Raw genomic sequence first — 25,199 nt, forward strand, 5'->3', positions numbered from 1 at the left:
ACCTACTTGAGGTAACGCTCGAACCAGCCGATGGTGCGCTTCTGCAAGTCGCGCTGGTGCTCGGGCTTGCGGAAGGAATGGCCTTCGCCGTCGTAGATGAACAGGCTGGACGGCACGCCCATGGCGCGCAAGCCGTGCCAGAATTCCAGCGACTGGGCGGCCGGCGTTTCCACGTCGCGCTCGCCCACGTAGATCAGGGTCGGCGTCTTGGCCGCCTTGATCGATTCGATGGGCGACGCCTTGCGGTAGACGGCCGGGTCGTCATACGCGGAGGCGCCGAAAAACGGGATCATCCACTGGTTGATGCCGTTCTGGCCGTAATAGCTGATCCAGTTCGACACGCCCGCCCCTGCCACGGCCGCCTTGAAACGGTCGCTGTGGGTGACGCCCCACATGGTCATGAAGCCGCCATACGAATGGCCGATCAGGCCCAGGCGTTCGCCGTCGACGGGCGCCACTGTTTGCACGGCGTCGATGCCGGCGAGAATGTCGCGCCAGTCGCCGCCGCCAAAGTCCGCCATGTTGGCGCGCGTAAAAGCCTGGCCCTGGCCAAAGCTGCCGCGCGGATTGGGCAGGAAGACGAAATAGCCTTTTTGCGTCAATTCGTGGATCAGGGTGCCCGCGCCCACGTAACGGGGCGAGGCGGCCGCGCCGGGCCCGCCATGCACGTTGACGACCATCGGATAGCGCTTGCCGGCGTCCGTCTTCAGCGGCCCCAGCAGCCAGCCCTGCACCTTGTATTGCTCGTTGTTCCAGCCCACGTTCCGCACCGCCAACTGCGGCGCGAAGCCGTCATTGTCGTGCGTAATCTTTTTCAGCTGGGCCACCGGTCCCGCCACCAGGTAACTGGCGTGCGTAAAGTCTTCCTGTGCGGCCGCCGCATGCGAGCCATCGGCGCTGAACGACAAGCGGCCATCGCTGCCGCTGCTGCTGAGCTCACCGAGCAGCACAGGTTGGCTGGGGCCGGTCTGCGCGTCGACGGGCACCAGCGCCAGCTGCGAGTCGATCAGGGCCGTCGCCAGCAAGCGGGCGCCACGCCAGACGACGCCATTGAAGGTGCCGCAATAATCAGGCGTCACATTGCGCGGCGTGCCGCCGGCCAGGGGCACCGTGTAGAGGTCGCCGCCGATGGAGCCGAAATCGCTCATCAGCCCGCCAATGAAGGCCACCGTCTTGCCATCGGGCGAGACCGAAGGCAGGTTCAGCTGCATGGCCGGTGACGCGATCACGCGCAGGGCACCCGTGGCCGCATCGATATGGCTGAGCTTGGCGACCCACCAGTTGCTGTCGCCATTGCCCTGCGCGCTGGTGGCAACGAAGCCGCGGCCATCGGGCGTCCAGTTGTGTTCATACACATAGGTGTCGGCGGGCGACAGCAAGCGCAGCTCGCCGCCGCTGGCCGGCACGACGCCGATGCGCTGGGCATCGTCTTCGTTGCCCACTTCACCCACCTGGCGCGCGCCCGCCTCGACGGCGCCGGCCAGCTTGCGCGCGCCGACCGTCGCGAGCATGGCGACCTGCTTGCCATCCGGCGACCAGCGCGCCGTGCTGGCCACGCCCTTGATGCTGGTCAACATCCGCGCTTGGGCCTGCGCCAGGGTGGCCAGGTACAGCTGCGCCGTGCCCGCCTTCGCGTCGTAGCCGACAAAGGCCAGTTGCCGGCCATCGGGCGACCAGCTGGGCTTGTCGTAGGAACACACGGCACATGGATCGAATTGCTGCACGATGACGCCGTTGGCGGCGTCGCGCACGACGATGGCCGCATGCGGGCGCTGCGCTTGCTCGCCCGCCTTGCTCGACTCGATGGCGGCGATGCGCCGGCCATCGGCCGACAGGGCCACGGCGCGGTAATCGCGCAATGCCGGCCCGGTTGCAGCTGCGGCGTATGCCGTGGTGCCCAGAAGGCTGCTTGCCAGCACGCCGCAGGCGGCCAGATCAGTTATTTTCATCATGTAAATTCCGGTTAGAAATAAAAAAAACCGCCGGCAAGCGCGGCGGTTTTGGATGGAACAGACTGCATCAGCGGGCCTTCTTGCCCAGGTGCGAATGCCGCATGCTGTACAGGAAGTAAATGGCCACCGTCACCGTCATCCAGATACTAAACACGACAAACGTCGTATGCGGCAAATCGCGCATGATGTACAGGCAAGCGAGTACGCTCAGGCCGGGAATCACGTACGGGCCGAACGGCACGCTGAAGCCTTCGATGCGGTTCGCGCCCTGTTTGTGGCGCAGCACGGGCACGGCGATCGACACCACCATGAAGGCCGTCAGGGTGCCGATGCTGACCATGTCCCACAGGTAAGTCGCATCGATGGAACCGGCCACCACGGCCACCACGAGGCAGACGATGATGGTATTGCTGACCGGCACCAGGGTGCGCGGGTGGATCTTCTGGAACGATTTCGGGATCAGGCCGTCGCGGCTGACGGCAAACAGGATGCGCGTCTGGCCATAGATCGTCACGAGGGTCACGCTGAAGACGGAAATGACGGCGCCGGCCGACAGCACCAGCGCGGGCCAGGTCTTGCCCGTCACGTTTTGCAGGATCACCGCCAGGCCCGCTTCCTGGCCTTCGAACAGTTTCGCCTGTTGCGCGCCGAGGGCGGCCACGGCCACCAGCAGATAAAACACGGTGACGATCAGCAAGCCATACAGGATGCCGCGCGGCACATTGCGCTTCGGGTCTTTCACTTCGTCGCCCGCCGTGGCCACCGTATCGAGGCCGATGAAGGAGAAGAAGACGGTGCCGGCCGCGGCCGTCACGCCCGTCATGCCGGCAAAGCCCTTGCTATTGTCGGTATTGAAGAAGGGCACGAAGTTGTCGGCGTTAAAACCGGAGAAGGCGATGGCAATGAAGAATACGAGGATGGACAGCTTGATGATGACCATGATGGCATTCATCAGGGCCGATTCCTTGGCGCCGCGCAGCAGCAGGAAACCGCACATGCAGATCAAAAAGATCGGCGGCAGGTTGATGTGGCCGGCGTGAAACTCCATGCCATGCGGGCCGGAAACGATCATCGGCGTGCGCAGCATCTCGGGAATATGCCAGCCAAACGCATTTTCCAGGAAATTGTTCAGGTAGGACGACCAGCCGATGGCCACGGCACTGCCCGCCAAGCCGTATTCGAGCAGCAAGCAGGCGGCCATGATGAAGGCAAGAAACTCGCCCACGGTGGCGTAGGCAAACGAATACGAGGAGCCGGAGGCGGGGATGCGGAACGACAGCTCCGCATAGCACAAGGCCGTCAGGCCGGCCGTGATGGCGGCGATCAGGAAGGACAGGACGACCGATGGGCCCGCCTTGGGCACGGCTTCGACCATGGTAAAGAAAATGCCCGTGCCGATGGTGGCGCCGACGCCGATCATGGTGAGGGAAAACAGGCCGATGGACCGGCTCAAGCCGCTGCTGCTGAGGCCTTCACCATATTCGACCGTGGTATCGATCGGCTTGGTGCGGCAAATTTTCTGGACCAGGGTTTGGCTCACTAATATTCCTTTATGAGGCACACATATTCGTATGACGGGTAAAAACAAATAGCGCTCCGGCCCTACCTGGTAAAAAACCGGAAAGATCGCGTCCATTTTCAAAACTAAGCGATTATAGGGCTTTCACCGGCTCAGCTAAACAGAACTTTGATGCATGGAAACAACGCCAGGCGTGCGCCGCCAAACGCGCATAGGCGCTAGCCGAGTGCAAGATTGCCGATATGAAATAAAAAGCGCGCCGCTGCAGGGGCAGCGACGCGCTTCTGGTTCAGCTCAGTTCAGCTGAATTACTTCTTGCCGTGTGGCGCATCAGCCTGCGGCCAGCCCGCTTCATAGCCTTGCGGCACGTCATCACGGCGCTCTTTCGGCGCCAGGCCCAGCGCGTAGTACAGCACCGTCAGCAGGATCAGCCAGGCTGGCCCCACCATCAGGGCGATGCGCGTATCGGGGAAATACGCCATCAGGCCGATCACCAGTGCCAGGAAAGCGAGCGAAATCCAGGAACCGTAGGGTGCGAACGGCATGCGGAAGGCCAGGTTCTTGATTTCCAGCGGCGTCAGGGTCTTGCGGAACTGGATCTGCGTGACGAGGATCACGCCCCAGGTCCAGACGGCGCCGAAGGTGGAAATCGAGGTGACCCAGATAAACACTTTTTCCGGCACCAGGTAGTTCAGCAGCACGCCCAGCAGCAGCGCGAAGACAGACACGAGGATGGCGCGGCGCGGCACGCCGCTGGCCGTCGTTTCCGCAAACGCCTTTGGCGCCTGGCCTTGCAGCGCCAGGTTGTACAGCATGCGGCCCGTGCTGAAGATGCCGCCATTGCACGACGACAGGGCCGCCGTCAGCACGACGAAGTTGATGATACCGGCCGCCGTCTTGATGCCCAGGCGTTCGAACGTCATCACGAACGGGCTGCCGGTGGTGCCGATTTCATTCCATGGGTAGATCGACAGGATGACGAACAAGGCGCCGACATAGAAAATCAAAATGCGCCAGAACACGGAATTGATAGCGTCGGGAATCGATTTCTTCGGGTTGGCCGCTTCGCCAGCCGTCAGGCCAATCATTTCCACGCCCAGGTAGGCAAACATCACCATCTGCAGCGACATCAGCACGCCCTGCGCGCCATTCGGGAAGAAGCCGCCATGCGTCCACAGGTTCGAGATACCGATGGCCACGCCGCCGTTGCCGAGACCGAAGATGATCATGCCCGTGCCGCCGACGATCATCAGGATGATGGTGACCACCTTGATCAGGGCGAACCAGAACTCGAACTCGCCGTAGGCTTTCACGGCCAGCAGGTTGATGGCGCCCATGGAACCCAGGGCCGCCAGGGCCCAGATCCAGCGCGGCACGTCGGGGAACCAGATGCCCATGTAGATGGCGACGGCGGTAATTTCCGCCACGCACGTGACCAGCCACAGGAACCAGTAGTTCCAGCCCGTCAGATAGCCTTGCAAAGGCCCCAGGTAATCCTGGGCATAGCGGCTGAAGGAGCCGGCAACGGGGTTGTGCACGGCCATTTCGCCCAGTGCGCGCATGATCATGAAGATGACCGCGCCACCGATGATGTACGACAGCATGATGCCGGGACCGGCCATCTTGATCGCATTACCCGAACCCAAAAAGAGGCCCACGCCAATCGCGGCGCCCAGCGCCATCAGGCGGATCTGCCGCTCGCCCAGGCCGCGGTGCAAGCCTTGTTCACTCGTTTTCATTACGTGTCTCCGTTTTTTTCTTGAATACACCGATCCCTCCACCCCAATGGCGGTTCCGCTCTTGCTGGAAAGGAGGAAAAGGCGCGCCGGCGAGAAGCGCCGGCATGCTCATGTGGTCAGGCTACTGCGTCAGGCCAGTTCGGCGATCAGCTCGATCTCGACGCAAGCGCCCAGCGGGATTTGCGCCACGCCGAAGGCGGAGCGCGCGTGCTTGCCGCTGTCGCCGAAGACTTCGACGAACAGTTCCGAGGCGCCATTGGTGACCAGGTGCTGTTCCGTGAATTCGGAGGTGGAATTGACCAGGCTCATGACCTTGACGATGCGCTTGACCTTGTTCAAGTCGCCGCCGCACGCGTCTTGCAGAGTGGCGATCAGTTCGATGGCGATGCCGCGCGCGGCGATCTTGCCTTCTTCCGTCGTCACATCCTTGCCCAGTTGGCCAACCCAGACCTTGCCATCCTTCTTGGCCAGGTGGCCGGACAGGAAGACGGTGTTGCCCGTGCGCGCATGCATCACGTAGGCGGCAGCTGGCGCTGCAACGACTGGCAGTTCAATGTTGAGGGCTTTGAGTTTTTCGTAAAACGACATGCTATTTCTCCAAGAAAACAATATAAGCGAAACCAGAATTCATGCACGGCAGGGCACGGAGGATGACGCCCTGGCAGCGCGGTAGTGACCGACAACAGTGCCAGATTAAACGTCATCATATTGGTGAACCAGCAGTTTTAGTTCACAAATAGGCCCGGTTATTCAGTGGATTATACCGACAATCAAACAAAATTCAGCATCAGTTCATGAAGCATGCTCTACAGGCATCGACCGTGACTTTTTTCATTAAATTGTCACTTGTGCAATGTCAAGCCCTCGGGGTCAAGGTTTATCGCTTCCAGAAATGCCTGGTCATGCGATACCACAAGTAACGCGCCCTGGTATTGCAACAGCATCTGTTCCAGCGCCTGCAGGCTGGCCAGGTCCAGATGATTGTCGGGTTCGTCTAACAGCAGCAGTTGCGGCGGCGCCTGCGCATACAGTTCGGCCGCCAGCGCCACCTTCATGCGCTCGCCGCCGCTGAGCAAACGGCTGGGCAGGGTGGCGCGCGCGCCGGCAATGCCCAGCAGCGCCAGCCGCGTGCGCAAATCCCCTTCCGCCATGGTGCTGTTGCGTTCCTGCAAGCGCTGCACGGCGCTCCGTTCGCCGTCTTGCAGCCCCGCATGCTGGTCCAGCCACGCTACCCGTGCGTGGCACAGTACCTCGCCGCCGGCAGGCGCCAGCTGGCCGGCGATCACGCGCAGCAGGGTCGACTTGCCGCTGCCATTATTGCCCGTCACGGCCAGGCGGCGCGGACCGCTGATGACCAGGTCCACAGTCTGCGCCTGGCCATAGGGCAAGACCAGCTCGCGCAATTCCAGGATCAGCTTGCCGTTCGGCACGGCACTGTCGGGCGCCAGCAGCAGGCGCTCCATCTCGGGCGCGCAGCGGGCGCTGGCATCCATCACCCTGTGCTGGCGCGCCTGCTGCGCCTCTTGCGCGCGCACGCGCAGCTTGCCCTGGCTATCCTGGCTTTTCTCCTTGCGTGCGTCGAGCAGCAGCTTGCTTTGGTTGCCTTCACGGCCCTCGCGCTCGCCACGCACCACCCGTTTCTGCTGGCGTTCGGCCTGCTGCTGCGCTTCGCGCTGTTCGCGTCTGGCGCCCGCCTTTTCCGCCTGCAAGGCGGCCGCAAAGCCAGCCTGTTCCAGCGCGCGCTGCTGCGCATACATCGTGTAATTGCCGCCATAGCTGCGCAAGCCCTGGCTCGACAGCTCGACGATTGCATCGACGTGCTCGAGCAAGCCGCGGTCATGGCTGACCAGCAGCAAGCCGCCCGGCCAGCGCGCCATCTGCGCCACGAGGCGGGCGCGCTGCTGCGCATCAAGATGGTTGCTCGGTTCATCGAGCACCAGCCAGTCCGCCTGCGCCAGCCAGGCCCCTTGCAGGGCGATGCGCTGCCGTTCGCCGCCGCTCAGGCTGGCCGTTGGCGTAGCGGCATCGACATGGCGCAAATCGAGCGCATCGAGCGCCTGGCGCAAACGGGCGTGGGCATCCCAGCGCTCTCCCACGAGCGCGTAATCGGCTTCGTCAACGCTGCCTTCGGCAATGCGCGCCAGCGCGGCCAGCAAGTCGTCCATGCCGGCGAGCGCCGCCACGCTGGGATAGCGCTCAGGATCGAGTTCCTGCGCCACGTAATGCACGCTGCCGTCGCAGCGCACGGCGCCGGAAGACGGTTGCGCCTGGCCCGCCAGCAGGCGCGCCAGCACGCTCTTGCCCACACCGTTATCGCCGACGAGGCCGATACGTTGCGGGGCAAAGCCAAATTGCAAATCGGAAAACAGGGCGCGGCCATCGGGCAGCACGAAGGACAGACGGTCGAGTTGTAGTAATGCGGGCATGGATACTCCTTGAGCAAGGCTGGCGAACCCGCGCGGCGCTATGCGCTGTGGCGGGATGGGCGAGGCCGTGCACAGCACGGCAGTATCAATGGCGCATGTCGAAGCGTCCTGGAGAAATGGGGAAGAAGCGTCAGTGTAGCAGAGCCGTTCCCTTAGCGCTGCCCCAAGGTCGTGTCGCCGAACAGGTTCTTGAATTCACGCGGCTGCGAGCGCCAGTACTGCGGCGGCGCCTGCACTTGCGCGCCCAGCTGGGCCGCCGCATGCCAGGGCCAGCGCGGGTCGAACAGGATGGCGCGCGCCAGCGCCACCATGTCGGACTGGCCGTTGGCGATGATGTCTTCCGCCTGCTGCGCTTGCGTGATCAAGCCCACGCTGATGGTGGGCAAGCCGCTGTCGCGCTTGATGCGTTCGGCAAACGCCACCTGATAGCCCGGGCCTACGGGAATCTGCTGCTGCGGCGAAATACCGCCACTGGAGACGTGGATGAAGTCGGCGCCCAGCTGCTTGAGTTCCTGCGCGAAGCGCACGCTTTGCTCGATTTCCCAGCCGCCTTCGACCCAGTCGGTGGCGGAAATGCGCACGCCCACGGCCACGCTGGCCGGCACGGCGGCGCGCACGGCCTCATACACCTCCAGCGGAAAGCGCATGCGGTTTTCCAGGCTGCCGCCATACGCATCCGTGCGGTGATTGGACAGCGGCGAGAGGAACTGGTGCAGCAGATAACCGTGCGCCGCATGCAGTTCGATGCCCTCGATGCCCAGCGCATGCACGCGCTGGGCGGCCGCGACAAAGGCGCCCTTCACTTGCAGCAAGCCCATCTCGTCCAGGGCGATCGGCACGGTTTCGCCCGGTGCATGGGCGATGGCGGACGGCGCCACCGTTTGCCAGCCGCCCTCGGCCAGGTGCACGCAAGCACCGCCCTGCCAGGGCGCGCGGCTCGAGGCCTTGCGTCCCGCATGGCCCAGCTGCACCACCAGCGGAATCGGAGCGTGGCGGCGGATGGCCTGCACCACGTTGGACAGCGCAGTCTGATTCGCATCCGACCACAGACCCAGGTCTTCGGCCGAGATGCGTCCCTCGGGCGAGACGGCCGTCGCCTCCGTCATCAGCAAGCCCGCGCCGGACAGGGCCAGATGGCCCAGGTGGATCATGTGCCAGTCGGTGGCGTTGCCGTTGTCGGCCGAGTACTGGCACATGGGCGCGATGGCGATGCGGTTGGCCACGCGCAGCGGCCCCAGGGCATACGGCGTGAATAGCTGGCTCATGGCGGACTCCGGAAAAAGGGGAAGCACCGATTCTACTGTGCTTTGAAAAGCGCGGCTTACACCTGCTTACGTTTGATACAGCGCAAGGGCTAGCCTTGCGCGGGCGGGGCCGCTAATCTGGACACATCAATAACACCCGCAGTACCACCCCAGGAGAACACATGAACACGACGACTACCGCCAACCGCATCCACCCTTTGATGGCCGGCGCCGCCATTTCCGTGACGGTCCTGTGCCTGGTCGGCGCGGCGTCCATCGCCGGCATCCTGCCCAATTCGCGGGCGAATGTGCCTGCCACGGCGGCCGTGCCTGCCGACGTGGCCGCCATGACGCCGGCCGGCGCCGCCGCCTTGGCAGCGCCCTTGACTGCACCGGTCGCCGCGCCTGTCGTCGCACAAGCGGCTCCTGCGCCAGCCCCCGCACCCGTCGTGCACAAGCGCGTCGTGCACCACACGCAAGTGGCGCAAGCGCGCCCTGCCTACAATGACAACAATGATGGCTACCGCGAACCGGCGCGCCAGCAGCAGCCGGTGCCTGCGCCGGCACCGTCACAGCCCAACTACGTGGGCATCGGCACGGGCGCCGTCATCGGCGGCTTGATCGGTAATCAGGTAGGTGGCGGCCGCGGCAAGGCGCTGGCAACGGTGGCCGGCGTGATCGGCGGTGGCATGCTGGGCAATGCGGTGCAGAACCAGGTCGAGCAGCAACCGCAACGTTAATCGTAAGGACCAAGATAGTCGAGTTTGCCCACGGCCACGCCATTGTTTCTCAGGATGGCGTGGACCATGGAAACGTGGAAATAGAAGTTCGGCAAGGCAAAGCTGAGCAGGTAATTGTCGCCCGAGAATTTCGTCCCCTCGTCCGTCCAGTTCAGCACGACTTCCTTCTGCGCGCTGCCCGCCATCTGCCCGGCATTCACGCTGTCGATGTAGGCGATGGTGTTGGCGATGCGTTCCTGCAGCTGCTCGAACGACGCTTCGTTATCCTCGAACTTCGGCGCCGGCACGCCGCTCAGGCGCTCGACCGACAGCTTCGACGTATCGCTGGCGCGCTGCACCTGCGCCGTCAAGTCCAGCATGTCGGGCGCCAGCTGCGCGCCCAGTAAAATCTCGGGCACGATGCCATCTTCCTCCACATGGGCTTGCGCTTTTTCCAGCAGGGCCGAGACGACCCGCAAGCCGCGGATGAAGACGGGGATGGTTGCCTGATACATGGACACGGACATGGCGGACTCCTGATAGTGAACGATGAGCCAGTGTACCCGAGGCGCTGTTTTCCGGCAGCGCGCCCGTGTGCGTCAGCGCACCGAGCGGCCCAGTTGCTTTTACTTGTCCAGGTTGACCTTGCCGTCCGGTAAATGCGCCGGCTGCTCAACGGACTCCTGCGGCGGTACCGGCGCCGGCTGGTCCTTGCGCTTGCCAGTGAAAAACTTGACGATGGCCGCGCCGCCGCCCACGACGGCCAGGATCAGCACTTTCTTGAAGGCCAGCAGCAGCGCCAGCAGTTTGCCAAACAGGCCCAGCTTGCTGGCCACGCCGCCGGCCACCAGCGCCGCCAGGCCATACTCGGCCACCTTGTCCGTCTTGCTGTCGAAATCCGTGTAGCGGTTACCGTCGGTAAATTCCGTGAACGCCGTCACTTGCTGCATCTCTTTCTTGATCGCCTCGATCTGCTGCATGCTGGCGATCGCATTCAGGTTCAGCACGCCTTCACGGCCCAGCACGCGCACGTTGTAGTTCAACGAGTGCTCGCCGCCATCGACCATCAGATCCTTGGCCCAGTACAGCTTGTGCGTATCCTTGGCATAACTGGGTTTTTCCGCCCAGCCCATCAGATGGATGCCGGGATAGCCCTGCTTCTTGCGCTCCGCATTGTTTTCCAGCACGGACGCCTGCATATCCTTGAGCAATTCGTCGTATTTGATGCTGTCCGCATCGTCATCCTTGATATGCCCTTCCTTTTCATACGTGACAATGACGCCCCAGCTGTCACGCTCGAGCACGCTGGTCTTGGCGGGCACGATCATGCCCAGCGATTCCATGCCCGGCGGATTGCCCCAGGCCTCGACCAGCACGCGCTCGGCGTCCGCTGGCGACAAATAACGGAAGTTGGCGGGCAAATCCAGGGTAGCGATGCCGCCCGGCAAAGTGATCTTGCCGCGCTGCAGGTGCAGCTGGGCAAGGAATTGCTCGGCCGTCATTTCCGGTACGGCAGCCTTGTCTTCGGCAGGGGCGGCAGCCGTCAGGCCGGAGAGGGTCAGGCACAGCAAGGCTGTCAGCAGGCGTTTCAACATGATCGGTCCAAAAAATTGCAAAGGGTAAATATTTTAAATCAATTGATTGCTTAATGGATAATTATTTCTATGCAGCATTTTTGACATGAAAAAGCGCCAGGCGGGTTTCCCCGGCTGGCGCCTGTGGCCGTGCATGGCGTGAATCTCAGGACACGCGCACCACCATCAGACCGGCGCGCAAGCCCACGCGCACATCCGGATTCGGGAACACCACCAGCTCTTCCGCGTGCTGCACCGTGTACACATGGTCGCCATCGCTGGCGATCACGGCGTGCTGCGGCAACGAGGTGAAATTCTGCGTGCTGCGGTCAAACGCCATGCGGAATTCATCGCTGTGCTTGATGATTTCCTGCGCCACCTTGAACACGTGCGGTTGCGCCTTGACGGGTTGCGCAGGCATGCCGCGCAGCAGGCCGTCGAGCGCCCGCGACACGTCGTCGAACAGGGACAGATCGTTCTGTCCCAGGGTGCCCACGCGGCCCAGTTCCACCGTGCTGGCGGCCGCGCCGAAATGCTCGGCCGAATAATAGCTGTACGTGCCGGCCGACTGCGGGTTCATGATGATGGCGCCGATGGCCGCCTGGCCCAGCCAATCGATCAGCTGTGCCTTGGCGTCGTCGGCCACCAGGTCCGGCACGATGGCAAACGTGGGATACACGGAAGGCCGGATGGCCGTGTGCAAATCCAGGTGCCAGCGCACGGGACCGGCCGCTGCAAAGAACGCGGTTGTCGCGGCGATCATTTCATCGGCGCGCGCGCTTTCCGCCGCTTGCGCCAGGCTGCCCCGCACGGGACGGAACATGCGATTGAGGTCGGCGTCGATGAAACGCTTGCCGGCCCGGATCGCATCAACATTGCCCACGCAGACGAGCAGGTCGACGGCCAGTGCGGACGCATCGCGCGACAAGGCGTCGAGCAGATGCGCCAGCACTTCGATCGGCCCCGTCTCGTCGCCATGCACGCCCACCGAGACGGCCACGCTGGCGCGGCCGGCTCCCGGCTTGACCACTTGCAGCATGCCGGGCGCCGGCAAGGCCACCGTGAAGCCGGCGTCCGAAAACAACTGGGCCACGCCGCTGAAATCGGCCTGCGCCAGCGCCTGCACTACAGGTGTTACTACCTGGGTTACTTCTTGCGTCATTACACCGCCGCTTCCGCTGGGGTTTTCGCCGTGATTTTATTCACGGCTTCCGACAAGGTCCATACGTCCAGCATGGCTTGCTCCAGTTCCGTCGCCGCCACATAGGCCGACAGGCCCAGCGCACCCGTCACGGCGTCGACTGCCTGGCCCGCATTGCCTTGCTCGGCACGCGCCAGCACCTGCGTCAGCAGACGCTGTTGCGTGCGGCGCAGCGCTTGCTGCGCGTAGTTGCGCAACTGCTCCTGCGATTTGCCTTGCGCGGCCAGCTTCAGGCCACGCTCCAGGGTGTCGATGCCTGCCTGGCTGCGCAGGGCCAGGCCCACTTGCAGGAAGGAAGCCAGGTCCATCGAGGCAGGACGCGGCACGGACAGGGCCGGGAACAGGAAGCCGGCGACGACTTCCAGCGCATCGACCGCATCCCAGGCCTGCACGAAGGCCGGCGTCAAGCCCGGCACCAGCGCCGCTTCCGACTTGATGCCGACGGCTTTGAGCAGCTCGCGCTTCGATTCCGCGCCGAACAAGCCGGTCAGTTCGGCCAGGCCGGCGCCGCGCAACTGCTCGGCCGGCACCGACAAGACACCGGCGATCATCGTCTGCTGCAGCACGCGCGTTTGCGCATCGACCTTGATCGACACGTCGCGCGGAATCGTCAAGGCATCCGCATCGAGCGCGTCGAACACGGGCGCCAGGTTCAAGGCCACCCATGCCTGGCCCCAGGCCAGGATCACGGCCGACTCGTCCACGCCGTGTTCGGCCGCCAGGTTGCGGATCATCAGCGGGCCGCAGCGGTTGATCACTTCATTGGCCAGCACGGTCGCCAGGATGGCGTTGGCCAGCGGGTGGTCGAGCGCCGAACGGGTTTCCACCAGCAGGGACGGGAAGTAGGGTTTCAGCACCGGCTCGGCCCACGTTTCGCCCGTCAAAGGCAGGGCGGAGAGGATGCGCTTGAAGCGGTTCTTCACGTTGGCGATCACCACCGCCAGTTCCGGCGTCGTCAGGCCGCGGTTGTCCAGCTTGCGGCGTGCCAGTTCGGCCACCGATGGCAGCTGCTCGAGATCGCGCGACAGGGCGCCCTCTTCTTCCAGGCTGGCGATCAGGGCCGCATAGCCATCCTGCACGGCGCTTTCGCTTTGCGCCTGCAACTCGCGCACCAGCAAATGCGTCTGCTGCGTGTTGTCGCGCAAGACCAGGCGTTCGACGTCGTCCGTCATCGCATACAGCTCGCGGTTGCGTTCTTCTTCCGTCAGCTTGCCCGCGTTGACTTCCACGTCCAGCCAGATTTTCACGTTCACTTCATGGTCCGAGCAATCCACGCCGGCAGAATTGTCGATCGCATCGGTGAAGATGCGGCCACCGGCCAGCGCGAATTCGATGCGGCCCGCCTGCGTCGCACCGAGGTTGCCGCCTTCGGCCACGACTTTCACGCGCAGCTCATTGCCGTTGACGCGGATGTGGTCATTCGCGCGGTCCTTCACTTGCGCGTGCGTTTCCGTCGACGCCTTGATGTAGGTGCCGATACCGCCGTTATAGAACAGGTCCACGGGCGACTTCAGGATGCGGTGCATCAGTTCTTCCGGCGGCAGCGAGGTCTCGGCGATATCGAGCGCGGCGCGGATTTGCGGCGACAGCTCGATCGTGCGGGCGGTGCGCGGATACACGCCGCCGCCTGCCGAGATCAAGTCCTTGTTGTAGTCGTCCCACGAAGAACGCGGCAAGGCGAACAGGCGCGCGCGTTCCTCGAACGAGACGGCGACGTCCGGTGTCGGGTCGAGGAAGATGTGGCGGTGGTCGAACGCGGCCACCAGTTTCAGCTGGCGCGACAGCAATACGCCATTGCCGAACACGTCGCCCGACATGTCGCCCACGCCGACCATGGTGATCGGGGTGGTATTGAGGTCGTGGTCCATTTCATAGAAGTGGCGCTTCACGGCTTCGAACGCGCCCTTGGCGGTGATGCCCAGTTTCTTGTGGTCGTAGCCGTTCGAGCCGCCCGAGGCGAACGCGTCGCCGAGCCAGAAACCGCGCTGCACGGCGATGCCGTTGGCGATGTCCGAGAACGTGGCCGTGCCCTTGTCGGCGGCCACCACCAGGTAAGGATCGGCTTCATCGAAGCACACGGTGTCGACTGGCGGGACGATATTGCCCAGCGAACGGTTGTCCGTCACTTCCAGCAGGCTGGAAATGAACAGGCGGTAGACGGCTTCGCCTTCGGCCGCGATGGTTTCACGCACGGCGTCCTTCGGCATCATCTTGCAGACAAAACCGCCCTTCGCGCCGGCCGGCACGATGACGGCATTCTTGACCATCTGGGCTTTCACCAGGCCCAGCACTTCCGTGCGGTAGTCTTCCATGCGGTCGGACCAGCGCAGGCCGCCGCGGGCGACCGGGCCGCCGCGCAGGTGCACGCCTTCGAAGCGGCGCGAGAAGACGAAAATCTCGCGGTAAGGACGCGGTTCCGGCACCAGCGCCAGGCTGCTGGTGTCGAACTTGAAGATGATCTTGTCGCCTTGTTGATTGTTCTGGAAGTAGCTGGTGCGCAAGGTGGCGGCCATCAGGTCGGCCAGCGCGCCGAGGATTTCCTCGGTGTCAGCGTGGTTCACGGAAGGCAGGCCGGCCTTGATGGCGGCGATGCTTTCCAGGGCTTGCGCATGCTGCGCGCCGGACAGCGAAGGATCGAAGCGCTGCAGGAAGGCTTCGACCAGTGCTTTGACCTGGGCCGGCTGCTTGCGCAGGCTTTCGGCGATGTAGCGCACCGAGAAGCGGCTGCCCGTCTGGCGCCAGTAGCTGGTGTAGGCGCGCACCAGCTGCACTTCGCGCGTCGACAGGCCGCCTTCGATGACGAGGCCATTCAAGCGCCCATCTTCGGCCGTGTCGTTGAACAGGGCGGCAAACAGTTCCTGCGCCACGGCGACGACGGATGGCTGCGCCAGTTTCGCCGCGCTGGCGGCATCGACCGTCAGGCTGGTGATGAAATAGCGCGTGCCGTCGGCCAGCGACACCGAGTACGCCTGTTCGCGGTCGATGGCCACGCCCGCATTGTGCAGGGCCGGCAGGATGGTCGACAGCGATGGCACCTTGTTGGCCGAGTACAGGCGGATCGTGGTGACGGCACCCGTCTCGATGCGCACGGCCACGTGCGCCGGATCCGTATTGCGCAAGATGGTGTCGAGGTCGCGGAAGGCGACGGCCGGCGCGGTGGCGGCCACGTAATCGAGCGGCAGGGTGGCGCACAGTTTGCGCAGGCTGGTGCGCAGGCCCACGTCGGGCACGGCGTCGGCCACGGCGGCAAAGCCGTTATGCCAGCCATCGAGCACGCCCAGCAAGGGCTGTTCGATATCCGTTTCCAGGTCCAGCGGGTAGCGCGCGGCGTGGGCGATCAGGTAGACGCGCGCCAGGGGGCCGTCGGCCACCAGGGTTTGCATGCTCACATGCGTGGCGCCGGAACTGGCTTGCAGGGCTTTTGCCAGGCTCGATGCGACGCTGGCGCTGTAGCGCTCGCGCGGCAGGTAGACCAGCACGTTCAGGTGGCGCGCGTACACGTCGCGGCGCGCAAAAACCTTGGTGCGCGGCTGCTTGTACAGCGAAACGACGGAACCGCACACTTGCGCCAGCCAGTCGAGATCCGCTTCCAGCGCTTCCGTGCGCGGCAAGGACTCAAGGATTTCGCGGAATTTCTCGGCACGGAAGCCTTGCTGGCGCACGCCGGCCAGGCTCAAAACCTTGGCTACGCGGCCGCGTGCGAACGGCAGCGCCGCCAGCGGGGTGGAATTGCCGGCACGGGTAAACAGGCCGACGAAGCAGTGCTCGCCCAGGATCGCGCCTTGCGCATCCATGTCGCGCACGCCGATGAAGTCGAGCTGCTGATCGCGGTGCAAGGTGCCCGCCACGTCGGCCTTGACGATGGACAGCGCCGATTCGCGCTTGGCCAGGGTATCGAAGTCGCCCGGGATATTCGCCAGGCAGGTACCGTAGACGGGGTGCGCCGTATCCTGCAGCACGCCGACACGGCTAGGGATGTCGCGTTCCAGTTCGCGCACGCCCGGCTTGACGCGGTAGTAGGCGTAGCCGAAGACTTCAAAGCCGCCGCTGCGGGCCCATTCCAGGAAGGCGGCCACTTCCGCGCCTTCTTCGCCATGCTGCGATGCCGCCGTGGCCACAGTGGCCAGGCGCTCGCTCATGGCGGCGCTATCGCGGCGCACGATGGCCGCGTCACGCGCGACCGTCTCCAGGGCGGCGACCAGCGCGGCCTGGGCTTGCGGCACCAGCTCTTCGTCGAGCAGCACCAGCACATACGATTCGAGCGGGTCGCCCGGCTGGCGCACCGCTTCGACGCTGCCATCAAGAGCGCGGCGCACGGGCAGCACGGTGTTCATCACGCCGCGCACGGCCAGGTGCTGGCGGCGCATGGCCATGACGATGGAGTCGACCAGGTAAGGCATGTCTTCGTTCAGGATCAGCAAGGCGCTCGCCGTGCCGCCACGGCCATCCGCATACGGCAGCGTGGCGATCTGGCAGCCGGTACCGGTGCGCTTGGCCGCTTGCGTGAAGCCCTCGACCAGCACGGGCGCCAGGCTGTCGGGCGCGATATCGGCCAGGTCTTCGGCGTCGAGCGAATCGAGCCAGGCCTGCACCAGCTGCACGACCGGCGCTGCCGCCTTGCCTGCCTTGCCTGCCGCGTTAATCAACTCCAGCGTTTGTGTACGCAAATCTTGTGGCGTGTGATTCATCTTGCATCTCCATTACGGTAATGTGAATGTCCAACGCTGTCGTTCGGGCTTGTGGCTGGGCGGCAGCGGTGTCAAGAGACGGGGGTCGCCCGTCCAATTCTGTCTGTGCTACGGATAGTCTGTCTCGGATTTTTTCTGTGTGTTTTCTATCGCCTACAAGTCGTACAATCCCGGTAAGTTGAGGATGATCGTCAATTCTTCAAGCGCCGCATGCACTTCCAGCGCCAGCTGCGGATCGGCCAGGTCGCCCGGCTCCAGATGGTCGCGGTAGTGTTTTTCCACCCACTGCACCAGCCGATGGTACAGCGTTTCCGTCATGACCACGCCCTGGTGCATCGCGCGCGCCTCGGTTTCCGTCAGGGCCACGCGCAAACGCAGGCAGGCGGGCCCGCCGCCATTGCGCATGCTCTGGCGCAGGTCGAAATGTATCAGTTCGTCAATCGGTCCACCGCTGGCCACCAGGCCTTCCAGGTAGCGCGACACGGCGCGGTTTTCCTGGCACTCCTGCGGGATCACCAGCGCCATCTTGCCACCCTCTTTCGTCAGCAACTGGCTGTTGAACAGATAGCTGCTCACCGCATCCGCGATCGGCACCTGGCCCGTGTCCACGCGCAGCGCATCCAGTTGCGCGCCCGTGGCGGCGACGGCGCGGCGCAGCTGCGACAGGCTTGCTTCTTCATCGGCAAACGCCTGCTCGTGATAGAACAGCACATTGCCGTTGCCGACGACGATGACGTCGTTATGGAACACGCCCTGGTCGATCACGTCCGGATTCTGCTGCACGTACACGGTGCGTTTCGCATCCAGGCCATGCAGACGCGCGACGGCTTGCGACGCTTCCAGGGTCTGGCGCGCCGGGTAGCGCTTCGGCGACGGTGCCGACGGATCGAACTCCACCCGGCCATACACGAACATTTCAACGGATGACGCGCCGTGGCCGGCGCCCAAACGCGTGTGGTTGGCCGCGCCCTCGTCGCCGAAGGCCGGCGTCGACGGCAGCGCGCCATGCACGGCGAAGTGTTTGTCGTCGCTGAAAATGGCGCGCAGGCTGCGCGCCGACTGCGCGTGCTCGAAGGCCCGGTGCAGCTTGTTATTCAGGTTGGCGGCCGTGAAGTGCACGCGGCCGTCCTGCGTGTCCGCCGACGGGCTGACCGTGGCCGCGTTGGCCGTCCACATGGGCGAAGCGGAATACGCGCAAGCCAGGATCACCGGGGATTCCTTGTAGGCGCGCGCCAGCACCTCGGCATCCGTGCCCGTGAAACCGATGGAGCGCAGCAGGCGGAAATTGGGCCGGTCCTGCGGCGGCAGCAAGGCTTGCGCAAAGCCGCGCGCGGCCAGGGCACGCATCTTGGCCAGGCCCTGCAAGGCGGCCTGCTTCGGATTCGAGGCGCTTTTCACATTGCTGAACGAGGCCACGTTGCCGAACGAGAGTCCCGCATAGTTATGCGATGGGCCGACCAGGCCGTCAAAGTTGTATTCGCGCGTGCTGTGCATGGGTATTCCTTATGAAACCTTCTTAAAAATTCAGGCCGGGCGACAGCTTGGCCGGCATTTCCAATACGCCGTTCTCGATCGAGGCGACCGGGTAGGCGCAGTAATCGGCCGCGTAGTAGGCGCTCGGACGGTGGTTGCCCGACTTGCCGATGCCGCCGAACGGCGCCGTGCTGGCCGCGCCCGTGGTCGGACGGTTCCAGTTGACGATGCCGGCGCGCGCGCGCGTCTGGAACGTTTGCCACAGGGCCGGATCGTCGGACAGCAGCGCCGCTGCCAGGCCGAATTCGGTGGCGTTGGCAACCTTCAGGGCCGCGTCGAAATCGGCTACGCGGACTACTTGCAGCAGCGGGCCGAACCATTCTTCGTCGGGAATGCCGACAGCATCAGTGACGTCGACGATGCCGGCCGTGACAAAGCCCGCCTCGGGATTCAACTGGCGCATCTGCAGCAAGGTGGTGCCGCCCCTGGCGACCATGTCCGCCTGCGCCTGCACCAGGCGTGCGGCCACGGCGCTCGATACCACGGGGCCCATGAATGGCTGCGGCTGGGCGTCGGACGCGCCGATGCCCAGTTTCGCGGCCACTTCCACGAGGCGCGCAACGAAGGCGGCACCAAAGGCGTTATCCTGCACCACTAGGCGGCGCGCGCACGTGCAGCGCTGGCCGGCCGACACGAAGGCGGAGAATATCGCGTGGTGCACGGCCGCATCCACATCCTTGACGTCCCATACGACGAGGGCGTTGTTGCCGCCCATTTCCAGCGCCAGCATCTTGCCCGGCTGGCCGCCGAACTGGCGGTGCAGGCTGATGCCCGTCTGGCACGAACCCGTAAACAATACGCCGTCGAGGTGTGGATTGGCGCCCAGGGCCACGCCCGTGTCGCGCCCGCCGTTGACGAGGTTGACGACGCCATCCGGCAAACCGGCCTGCTGCCACAGCTGCACGGTTTTGATGGCCGTGCGCGGCGCATATTCGCTCGGCTTGAAGACGATGGTGTTACCGGCGATCAGGGCCGGCACGATATGGCCGTTCGGCAGGTGGCCGGGGAAATTGTACGGGCCGAAGACGCCGAACACGCCATGCGGTCGGTGGCGCAGCACGGCGTCGCCATCGGCGATCTTGCTTTGCGTGATGCCCGTGCGCGCGTTGTACGACTGCACCGAGATATCGATCTTGTTGGCCATGGTGGCCACTTCCGTGCGCGACTCCCACAGCGGCTTGCCCACTTCTTCCGAGATCAGCAGCGCCAGCGCTTCCGCATGTTCCTTCAGCAGTTCGCGGAAGCGCACGCAGATGGCGATGCGCTCGTCGACGGGCGTATCGGCCCACGCTTCAAAGGCGGCGCGGGCGGCCTGGCACGCCTGCTCGACTTCGTTTTCCGTCGCTTCCAGGCTGGCCCAGGTCTGCTTGCCGTTCGACGGATCGATGGTGACCAGTTCACGGCCCGTGCCTGGCAGCCAGGCGCCGTTGATGAAGTTCGATGCTGCGGTAGATGGATTCAATACGTTAGACATGGGGATGCTTCCTCGGGTTGAGTGACAAGGTGCGCACGGTGTCGCCGTGATGGCAGCGCAGCAGATGCAGTTCATCGTCGTCCAGCGTGATCTTGCCGCCGTGCGGATTGGCGCTGGTGACGATCATGCGGAAATCTTTCAGGTCGGTGTTCGACACCAGGTAAGGTTCGGCCTGGGCCGTGTCGCCGCACGCTTCCGGCGCAGGCACTGGCACAGTCGCCGCGTCGAGCACGGCCGGCATGCTGTCGCGCATGGCGCGCAGTTCGGAGACGCGCGCCTGCAGCACGGGGCCGGCGTCGAAAATGTCGACATAGCCTTCGAAGTGCAAGCCTTCCTGTTCCAGCAGACGGCGCGCGGGCGCCGTGCTCAGATGCACCTTGCCGATGACTTCCTGCGCTTCGTCGGGCAGGTAGGCCACGTACATGGGCTGGCGCGGCATCAGCTCGGCGATGAACGATTTTTTACCGAGGCTCGTCAAGTCGTCGACGTGGTGGAAATCCATCTTGAAGAAGTGGCGGCCCAGGCCTTCATAAAACGGCGAGCTGCCGTCCGGTGCCTGGTAGCCGCGCATTTCGGCGATCAGCTTTTCCGTGAACAGTTGCGGGAACTGGGCGATGAAGAGAAAACGGCTTTTCGACAGCAGCTTGCCGTTGTTGCCGCTGCGGTAATCGGGGTGCAAAAACAGCGAGCACAGTTCCGTGCTGCCCGTCAGGTCGTTCGACAGGTACAGGGTTTCCATACGCGTAAACACATCGAGCTCGCGGCTGGAATGGACGAGGGTGCCGATGCGGTAGTTATAGAACGGTTCGTCCAGGCCCACGGCGCCCTTGATGGCGCACACGCCGGCCAGGCGGCCCGTGTCGGTATCCTCCATGACGAACATGTAGTCGCGCTTTTCGGGCGGGATGGTTTCGGCGAACGAGGCGCAGGCGATGGCCAGGCGGTCGCCCAGCATTTTCATGTCCGGCTTGAGCGTGGTCATGCCGGTGCCGACCTGGCTGGCCAGGCCATACAGGGCATCGAGGTCATTGGCGTTGATGGCGCGTACTACTAGCATAAAATTGACTCCCTTAGATACGCACGCAAATGACGCTGTCGCCTTCGGCCACGGCCAGCGCCTCGAGCAGGTCGGCCGGCAAACCGACGGTGTCCTGCGCTTCGAGCGCATCGCACGTGAAGGTGACGGCGCGGAAATTGCGCTCGGCGCCGGAAGCGACCGCGTAATGCACTTTCAGGCCCGTGCGGCTGGGCGTGACGCCCGCGACGACGCGGCGCGTGAGCGAACCCGTAAACGAACGCAGCGCATGCTTGTGCGCCTGCAGGATCGGGCCGCCATCGAAGATGTCGATGTAATCGTCGGCCTCGAAGCCTTCTTCCGTCAGCAGATTGAACGCCAGTTCGCCGCTCGGGTGGATCTGGCCCATGGCCGCCTGCGCGTCGCCGGGCAGCAGCGGCACGTACACGGGGTAGTGCGGCATCAGTTCGACGATCAGGGTGCGGTTGCGGGCGCCGCCGATGACTTTTTCGGCATCGAGGAAATCCATCTGGAAGAATTTGCGGCCCAGCGCATCCCAGAATGGCGACTGGCCATCGGCGTCCGTGATGCCGGCCAGCGGCACGAAGAAGCGGTCGCCGAAGCGGTGCGGCGCCAGCACGGCGAACAGCAGCCGCGCGCGCGACAGCAAAGCCGCTTCCAGGCCCGCCTGCTCCATGTTGCGCACGTAGAAGCCGGACAGCTGCGAGTACGCCGTCAGCTCCGAGCACAGGGTCAGCGCATGCACGCTGTGGCTGATGTTCAGGTCGCGCGAGACTTGCTGGATGACGTCGTTGCGGAAGGAAAAATAGGTGCCGTTCGAGCCGGCCGAGGCGAAGATGGCGGCCGTACCGGCAATGCTCTTGTCGAGCAGGGATTCAAGCACGAAGAGATACGACTCTTCGCTGGGGATGTCGACATGGGCGGCAAACGAGGCGATGGAGCGCTCGACGGAGGCGGCGATCTTTTCGCGCGTCTTCGGCAGGGTATGGACACCCGGCATGGTAACTGCGGCCAGCGCTTCGAGGGCTGCAATATCCGCAATTTCTACCGGACGGACAACATACATGGGTACTCCTTCAATGCTGACGATACTTGGGCTGAATACCCGGGTAGAACCAAGCCGGCCCGCAGCAAAGCGGCGGGCCGGTGATCAAACAGGGAGCGGGGCTAGCTTCAGGCTTTCAGCATGCCGTCGATGGCGGCGCGCAGCAAACGGCCCGCTTCGGCGATCTGCTCGTCCGAGACGATCAGGGCCGGCGCCAGGCGCACCACGTCCATGCCGGCGATCAGCACCATCAAGCCTTGCGCTTCGGCCGCTTTCTGGATGTCCTTCGCGCGGCCTTTCCAGGCATCGCTGACTACCAGACCCAGCAGCAAACCGCTGCCGCGCACGATGGAGAACACTTGCGGGTAATCCGTGATCAGGCCTTGCAGCATGGCGATGGTGTTGACGCTCGCTTCTTTCACGCGCGCCAGGAATGCCGGCGTGTTGATCGTGTCCAGCACGGTCAGGGCCACGGTGGCGGCCAGCGGGTTGCCGCCGTAGGTGGTGCCGTGCGTGCCGACGGCCAGGGTTTGCGCCAGTTCATTCGTGGTCAGCATGGCGCCGATCGGGTAGCCGTTGCCCAGGGCCTTGGCGGCCGTCAGGATGTCCGGCGTGACGCCGTAGCCCATGTAGGCGAACAAGGCGCCGGTGCGGCCCATGCCGCTCTGGACTTCGTCGAAAATCAGCAAAGCGCCCGTCTTGTCGCACAGGGCGCGCAGCTCCTTGAGGAATTCCGGATTGCCCGGCACCACACCGCCTTCGCCTTGTACCGGCTCGACGATCACGGCGCACACGTCATCGCCGATGGCGGCGCGCGCCGCTTCGATGTCGTTGTAGGCGATGTGGTCGATCGATGGCGGCAGCGGCTCGAAGCCTTCCGTGTACTTAGCCTGGCCGCCGACGGACACCGTAAACAGGGTGCGGCCGTGGAAGGAGCTGAAGCACGAGATGATGCGCGACTTGTGCGCGCCGAACTTGGTGTGCGCATACTTGCGCGCCAGCTTCAGGGCCGCTTCGTTGGCTTCCGCGCCCGAGTTGCAGAAGAAGGCGCGGTCGGCGAAGGTCGCTTCCGTCAGGGCCAGCGCCAGGCGCAGCACAGGCTCATTGGTGTAGCCGTTGCCCAAATGCCACAAATTATTGATTTGCTTGGTCAGCACATCGACCAGGGCCGGATGGCAGTGGCCCAGGCTGTTGACGGCGATGCCGGAGGTGAAATCGAGGTAATGCTTGCCTGACTGGTCCCACAGGTCCAGACCGGAACCGCGCACGGGCACCATGGCTGCAGGGGCGTAGGTAGGAACGAGGACCTGGTCAAAGGTTTCCCGGGTGACTGGACGAGCCGTTACGGTCGAATCAAGCTTGGCATTCATAGCATTTCCCCATCAATATGTTAGGTACTCCGCAGCTACGACAGCTACGTGTGTACTGCATTATAAAAAGCGGGATGCTAAAACTCTTTTGAATCTGCGACAAGGATTTTCACAATTCATCACAGCCGGGCTTGCTTTAATCACGCAGGCGGCATCAGCTTTCTTTGCCGCTCTTCTCGGGGCGTATTGCCAAACAGGGTGCCAAAGGCCGTGGAAAAGTGCGAACCGGAGGAAAAGCCGCACATCAGGCCAACTTGCACGATGGAATAATGTGTATCGAGCAATAGTTGCCGTGAGCGTTGCAGGCGCAGCTCCAGATAGTAGCGCGACGGCAGGCTGCCCAGGTATTGCTTGAACAGCCGCTCGAGCTGGCGCCGCGACAGGCCCACCAGGCTGGCGATGTCGTCCGTCGACAGCGGCTCCTCGATATTGGCTTCCATTAAGGTCACCGCTTCGGATAATTTCGGCTGCAGCACGCCGAAGCGCGCCTGCAGGGCCACCCTCTGTCGCTCTTCCTTGCCGCGCACCTTGTCCACGCACAGCGCTTCCTTGACGAGGGCCTGCACGTCGGCGCCAAAGATGGTCTCGATCAGGGTCAGCGAAAAGTCGATGCTGGCCGCGCCGCCGCAGCAGGTGATGTGCGGGCCGTCGATGTCGAACAGATGCGGCGTCAGGATGGCCCGTTCCGCCTTCGCTTCCGCATCGGCGTACAGGGCCCACGGCAAGGCGATGCGCACGCCATCCATGACGCCAGCGCCGGCCAGCCACAGCACGGCCGCGCCCACGCCGCCCCAGAACGGCGCCGAACGGCAGCGTTCGATCACGGCCCGGCACAGCTCGGCGCGCAGCGGCGCCTCCGTCTCGTCGGCCACCAGCAGCGCAATATGCCAGTTACCGCCCTGCGCGGCCACCTGTTCCGGCGTGCGCACGTCCAGTTGCAGGGCACCGGGCCCCAGCGCCCGCGCGCAAAGGCGCAGCGGCTGCACCAGGCCGGCCCAGGTGATCGACTCGGCATCGCCGGCATGGACCAGCAGCAAACGCAGCGGTTTGTCGAGGCCGATACGGGAAAGATTAGCGAAGGACATCGGCGAGGCGGACCAAAGGCAAGGGCTGAGTTGCCCACATGATACCGGACTTCCGTCCCATCGAGACCGTCTTGCAAGGGCGCGTCCCGGCGCGGCGGAAAAAAGCGGAGCGGAAGGATATAATCACCTCCATGGGTGAACGATATTTAAAAAGTATCCGGCTGCTGGCCGAATGCATGCAAGGCTTCGAGCGGTTTTCTGGCGACTTCGTGCGCCAGTACGGCTTGACGCATGCGCAATTCGACATCATTGCCACGCTCGGCAACACCCGCGGCATGTCCTACAAGGAACTGGGTCAGAAAACCCTGATTACCAAGGGTACTTTGACGGGCGTGGTGGAGCGGCTGGAACAAAAGGGGCTGGTGATACGCGAACGTTGTCCACGCGACAAGCGTTCCTATTACGTGCGCCTGAGCTGCGAGGGCGAACAGGTGTTCCATGACGTGTTCCCCAAGCTGACAACGCAGGGCCAGCGCCTGTTCGACGGCTATACCGAAGACGATTTCATACGTCTGGAAAGCACCCTAGCGGGCTTGAAACAGGCCATCGCCAACGGCTGACCAGACACCAGGCACCGACATTCAAACAAGACAA

18 protein-coding genes are annotated in these 25,199 nt (G+C 63.9%); 2 read left to right on the forward strand and 16 right to left on the reverse strand.

What is annotated here, in order from left to right; all coding sequences use genetic code 11:
* Window positions 1-2: 2 nt before the first annotated feature.
* The 6 genes from CLU90_RS16835 to CLU90_RS16860 all read right to left on the reverse strand — a co-directional run bounded on the left by CLU90_RS16835 (window position 3) and on the right by CLU90_RS16860 (window position 8,901).
* On the reverse strand, window positions 3-1,952 hold the full coding sequence (locus CLU90_RS16835; RefSeq protein ID WP_232731236.1) for a S9 family peptidase: 1,950 nt from the start codon (window positions 1,950-1,952) through the stop codon (window positions 3-5).
* Between the two features lie 67 nt (window positions 1,953-2,019).
* Window positions 2,020-3,492 carry an amino acid permease gene (locus tag CLU90_RS16840; protein WP_034745575.1) on the reverse strand — a complete coding sequence of 491 codons (1,473 nt, stop codon included), beginning with the start codon at window positions 3,490-3,492 and terminating at the stop codon, window positions 2,020-2,022.
* 287 nt (window positions 3,493-3,779) lie between these two features.
* Window positions 3,780-5,210 (reverse strand): amino acid permease, encoded by a 1,431-nt coding sequence (locus CLU90_RS16845; RefSeq protein WP_100428461.1) that lies wholly within the window; start codon window positions 5,208-5,210, stop codon window positions 3,780-3,782.
* 129 nt (window positions 5,211-5,339) lie between these two features.
* Window positions 5,340-5,798, reverse strand: coding sequence for a RidA family protein (locus CLU90_RS16850; protein WP_034745569.1), 459 nt, complete (start codon window positions 5,796-5,798; stop codon window positions 5,340-5,342).
* A 254-nt stretch (window positions 5,799-6,052) separates the two neighbouring features.
* The gene (locus CLU90_RS16855; RefSeq protein ID WP_100428462.1) at window positions 6,053-7,636 is read right to left on the reverse strand and encodes an ABC-F family ATP-binding cassette domain-containing protein; all 1,584 of its coding nucleotides are present in this window, start codon (window positions 7,634-7,636) and stop codon (window positions 6,053-6,055) included.
* A 152-nt stretch (window positions 7,637-7,788) separates the two neighbouring features.
* Window positions 7,789-8,901 (reverse strand): NADH:flavin oxidoreductase/NADH oxidase, encoded by a 1,113-nt coding sequence (locus tag CLU90_RS16860; protein ID WP_100428463.1) that lies wholly within the window; start codon window positions 8,899-8,901, stop codon window positions 7,789-7,791.
* Between the two features lie 161 nt (window positions 8,902-9,062).
* On the opposite strand from CLU90_RS16860, the gene CLU90_RS16865 reads away from it, so the two are divergent.
* On the forward strand, window positions 9,063-9,620 hold the full coding sequence (locus CLU90_RS16865) for a glycine zipper 2TM domain-containing protein (protein WP_092712099.1): 558 nt from the start codon (window positions 9,063-9,065) through the stop codon (window positions 9,618-9,620).
* Here the strand turns inward: CLU90_RS16865 and CLU90_RS16870 are convergent.
* The 10 genes from CLU90_RS16870 to CLU90_RS16915 all read right to left on the reverse strand — a co-directional run bounded on the left by CLU90_RS16870 (window position 9,617) and on the right by CLU90_RS16915 (window position 24,605).
* Entirely contained in the window at window positions 9,617-10,126 is a 510-nt protein-coding gene (locus CLU90_RS16870) for a DUF1993 domain-containing protein (protein ID WP_100428464.1), read from the reverse strand. The two genes, CLU90_RS16865 and CLU90_RS16870, sit on opposite strands and share 4 nt — an antisense overlap.
* Window positions 10,127-10,225: 99 nt before the next feature.
* Complete coding sequence (locus tag CLU90_RS16875; RefSeq protein WP_100428465.1) at window positions 10,226-11,194, reverse strand: DUF2167 domain-containing protein; 969 nt, start codon at window positions 11,192-11,194, stop codon at window positions 10,226-10,228.
* 145 nt (window positions 11,195-11,339) lie between these two features.
* Window positions 11,340-12,335, reverse strand: coding sequence for a succinylglutamate desuccinylase (locus CLU90_RS16880; RefSeq protein WP_100428466.1), 996 nt, complete (start codon window positions 12,333-12,335; stop codon window positions 11,340-11,342).
* The gene (locus CLU90_RS16885) at window positions 12,335-17,062 is read right to left on the reverse strand and encodes an NAD-glutamate dehydrogenase domain-containing protein (protein ID WP_100428467.1); all 4,728 of its coding nucleotides are present in this window, start codon (window positions 17,060-17,062) and stop codon (window positions 12,335-12,337) included. Before CLU90_RS16885 ends, CLU90_RS16880 begins: the two co-directional genes overlap by 1 nt.
* A gap of 153 nt (window positions 17,063-17,215) precedes the next feature.
* Window positions 17,216-18,556 (reverse strand): N-succinylarginine dihydrolase, encoded by a 1,341-nt coding sequence (astB, locus tag CLU90_RS16890; RefSeq protein WP_100428468.1) that lies wholly within the window; start codon window positions 18,554-18,556, stop codon window positions 17,216-17,218.
* 22 nt (window positions 18,557-18,578) lie between these two features.
* A complete protein-coding gene (astD, locus tag CLU90_RS16895) occupies window positions 18,579-20,069 on the reverse strand; it encodes a succinylglutamate-semialdehyde dehydrogenase (RefSeq protein ID WP_092712109.1) in 1,491 nt (496 codons plus the stop codon).
* Window positions 20,062-21,126, reverse strand: a complete 1,065-nt coding sequence (astA, locus tag CLU90_RS16900) for an arginine N-succinyltransferase (protein WP_100428469.1) — start codon at window positions 21,124-21,126, stop codon at window positions 20,062-20,064. The genes astD and astA overlap by 8 nt, the downstream gene beginning before the upstream one ends.
* A gap of 13 nt (window positions 21,127-21,139) precedes the next feature.
* Entirely contained in the window at window positions 21,140-22,171 is a 1,032-nt protein-coding gene (locus tag CLU90_RS16905) for an arginine N-succinyltransferase (protein WP_046684529.1), read from the reverse strand.
* 107 nt (window positions 22,172-22,278) lie between these two features.
* Window positions 22,279-23,520 carry an acetylornithine/succinylornithine family transaminase gene (gene astC / locus CLU90_RS16910; protein ID WP_092712116.1) on the reverse strand — a complete coding sequence of 414 codons (1,242 nt, stop codon included), beginning with the start codon at window positions 23,518-23,520 and terminating at the stop codon, window positions 22,279-22,281.
* A 140-nt stretch (window positions 23,521-23,660) separates the two neighbouring features.
* On the reverse strand, window positions 23,661-24,605 hold the full coding sequence (locus CLU90_RS16915) for a GlxA family transcriptional regulator (protein WP_092712118.1): 945 nt from the start codon (window positions 24,603-24,605) through the stop codon (window positions 23,661-23,663).
* A 131-nt stretch (window positions 24,606-24,736) separates the two neighbouring features.
* Between CLU90_RS16915 and CLU90_RS16920 the strand changes: the two genes are divergently transcribed.
* Window positions 24,737-25,165 carry a MarR family winged helix-turn-helix transcriptional regulator gene (locus CLU90_RS16920; protein ID WP_198511229.1) on the forward strand — a complete coding sequence of 143 codons (429 nt, stop codon included), beginning with the start codon at window positions 24,737-24,739 and terminating at the stop codon, window positions 25,163-25,165.
* Window positions 25,166-25,199: the final 34 nt, after the last annotated feature.

Origin of the sequence: Janthinobacterium sp. 67, from assembly GCF_002797895.1 — a bacterium.
Taxonomy (GTDB): Bacteria; Pseudomonadota; Gammaproteobacteria; order Burkholderiales; family Burkholderiaceae_D; genus Janthinobacterium.

Coding starts and splice junctions, on each gene's coding strand:
- CLU90_RS16905 (WP_046684529.1), bottom strand. CDS start 22,171: ATGTATGTTGTCCGTCCGGTAGAAATTGCGGATATTGCAGCCCTCGAA.
- astA (WP_100428469.1), bottom strand. CDS start 21,126: ATGCTAGTAGTACGCGCCATCAACGCCAATGACCTCGATGCCCTGTAT.
- CLU90_RS16845 (WP_100428461.1), bottom strand. CDS start 5,210: ATGAAAACGAGTGAACAAGGCTTGCACCGCGGCCTGGGCGAGCGGCAG.
- CLU90_RS16850 (WP_034745569.1), bottom strand. CDS start 5,798: ATGTCGTTTTACGAAAAACTCAAAGCCCTCAACATTGAACTGCCAGTC.
- CLU90_RS16860 (WP_100428463.1), bottom strand. CDS start 8,901: ATGAGCCAGCTATTCACGCCGTATGCCCTGGGGCCGCTGCGCGTGGCC.
- CLU90_RS16915 (WP_092712118.1), bottom strand. CDS start 24,605: ATGTCCTTCGCTAATCTTTCCCGTATCGGCCTCGACAAACCGCTGCGT.
- CLU90_RS16920 (WP_198511229.1), top strand. CDS start 24,737: ATGGGTGAACGATATTTAAAAAGTATCCGGCTGCTGGCCGAATGCATG.
- astC (WP_092712116.1), bottom strand. CDS start 23,520: ATGAATGCCAAGCTTGATTCGACCGTAACGGCTCGTCCAGTCACCCGG.
- CLU90_RS16885 (WP_100428467.1), bottom strand. CDS start 17,062: ATGAATCACACGCCACAAGATTTGCGTACACAAACGCTGGAGTTGATT.
- astB (WP_100428468.1), bottom strand. CDS start 18,556: ATGCACAGCACGCGCGAATACAACTTTGACGGCCTGGTCGGCCCATCG.
- CLU90_RS16880 (WP_100428466.1), bottom strand. CDS start 12,335: ATGACGCAAGAAGTAACCCAGGTAGTAACACCTGTAGTGCAGGCGCTG.
- CLU90_RS16865 (WP_092712099.1), top strand. CDS start 9,063: ATGAACACGACGACTACCGCCAACCGCATCCACCCTTTGATGGCCGGC.
- CLU90_RS16870 (WP_100428464.1), bottom strand. CDS start 10,126: ATGTCCGTGTCCATGTATCAGGCAACCATCCCCGTCTTCATCCGCGGC.
- astD (WP_092712109.1), bottom strand. CDS start 20,069: ATGTCTAACGTATTGAATCCATCTACCGCAGCATCGAACTTCATCAAC.
- CLU90_RS16875 (WP_100428465.1), bottom strand. CDS start 11,194: ATGTTGAAACGCCTGCTGACAGCCTTGCTGTGCCTGACCCTCTCCGGC.
- CLU90_RS16855 (WP_100428462.1), bottom strand. CDS start 7,636: ATGCCCGCATTACTACAACTCGACCGTCTGTCCTTCGTGCTGCCCGAT.
- CLU90_RS16835 (WP_232731236.1), bottom strand. CDS start 1,952: ATGATGAAAATAACTGATCTGGCCGCCTGCGGCGTGCTGGCAAGCAGC.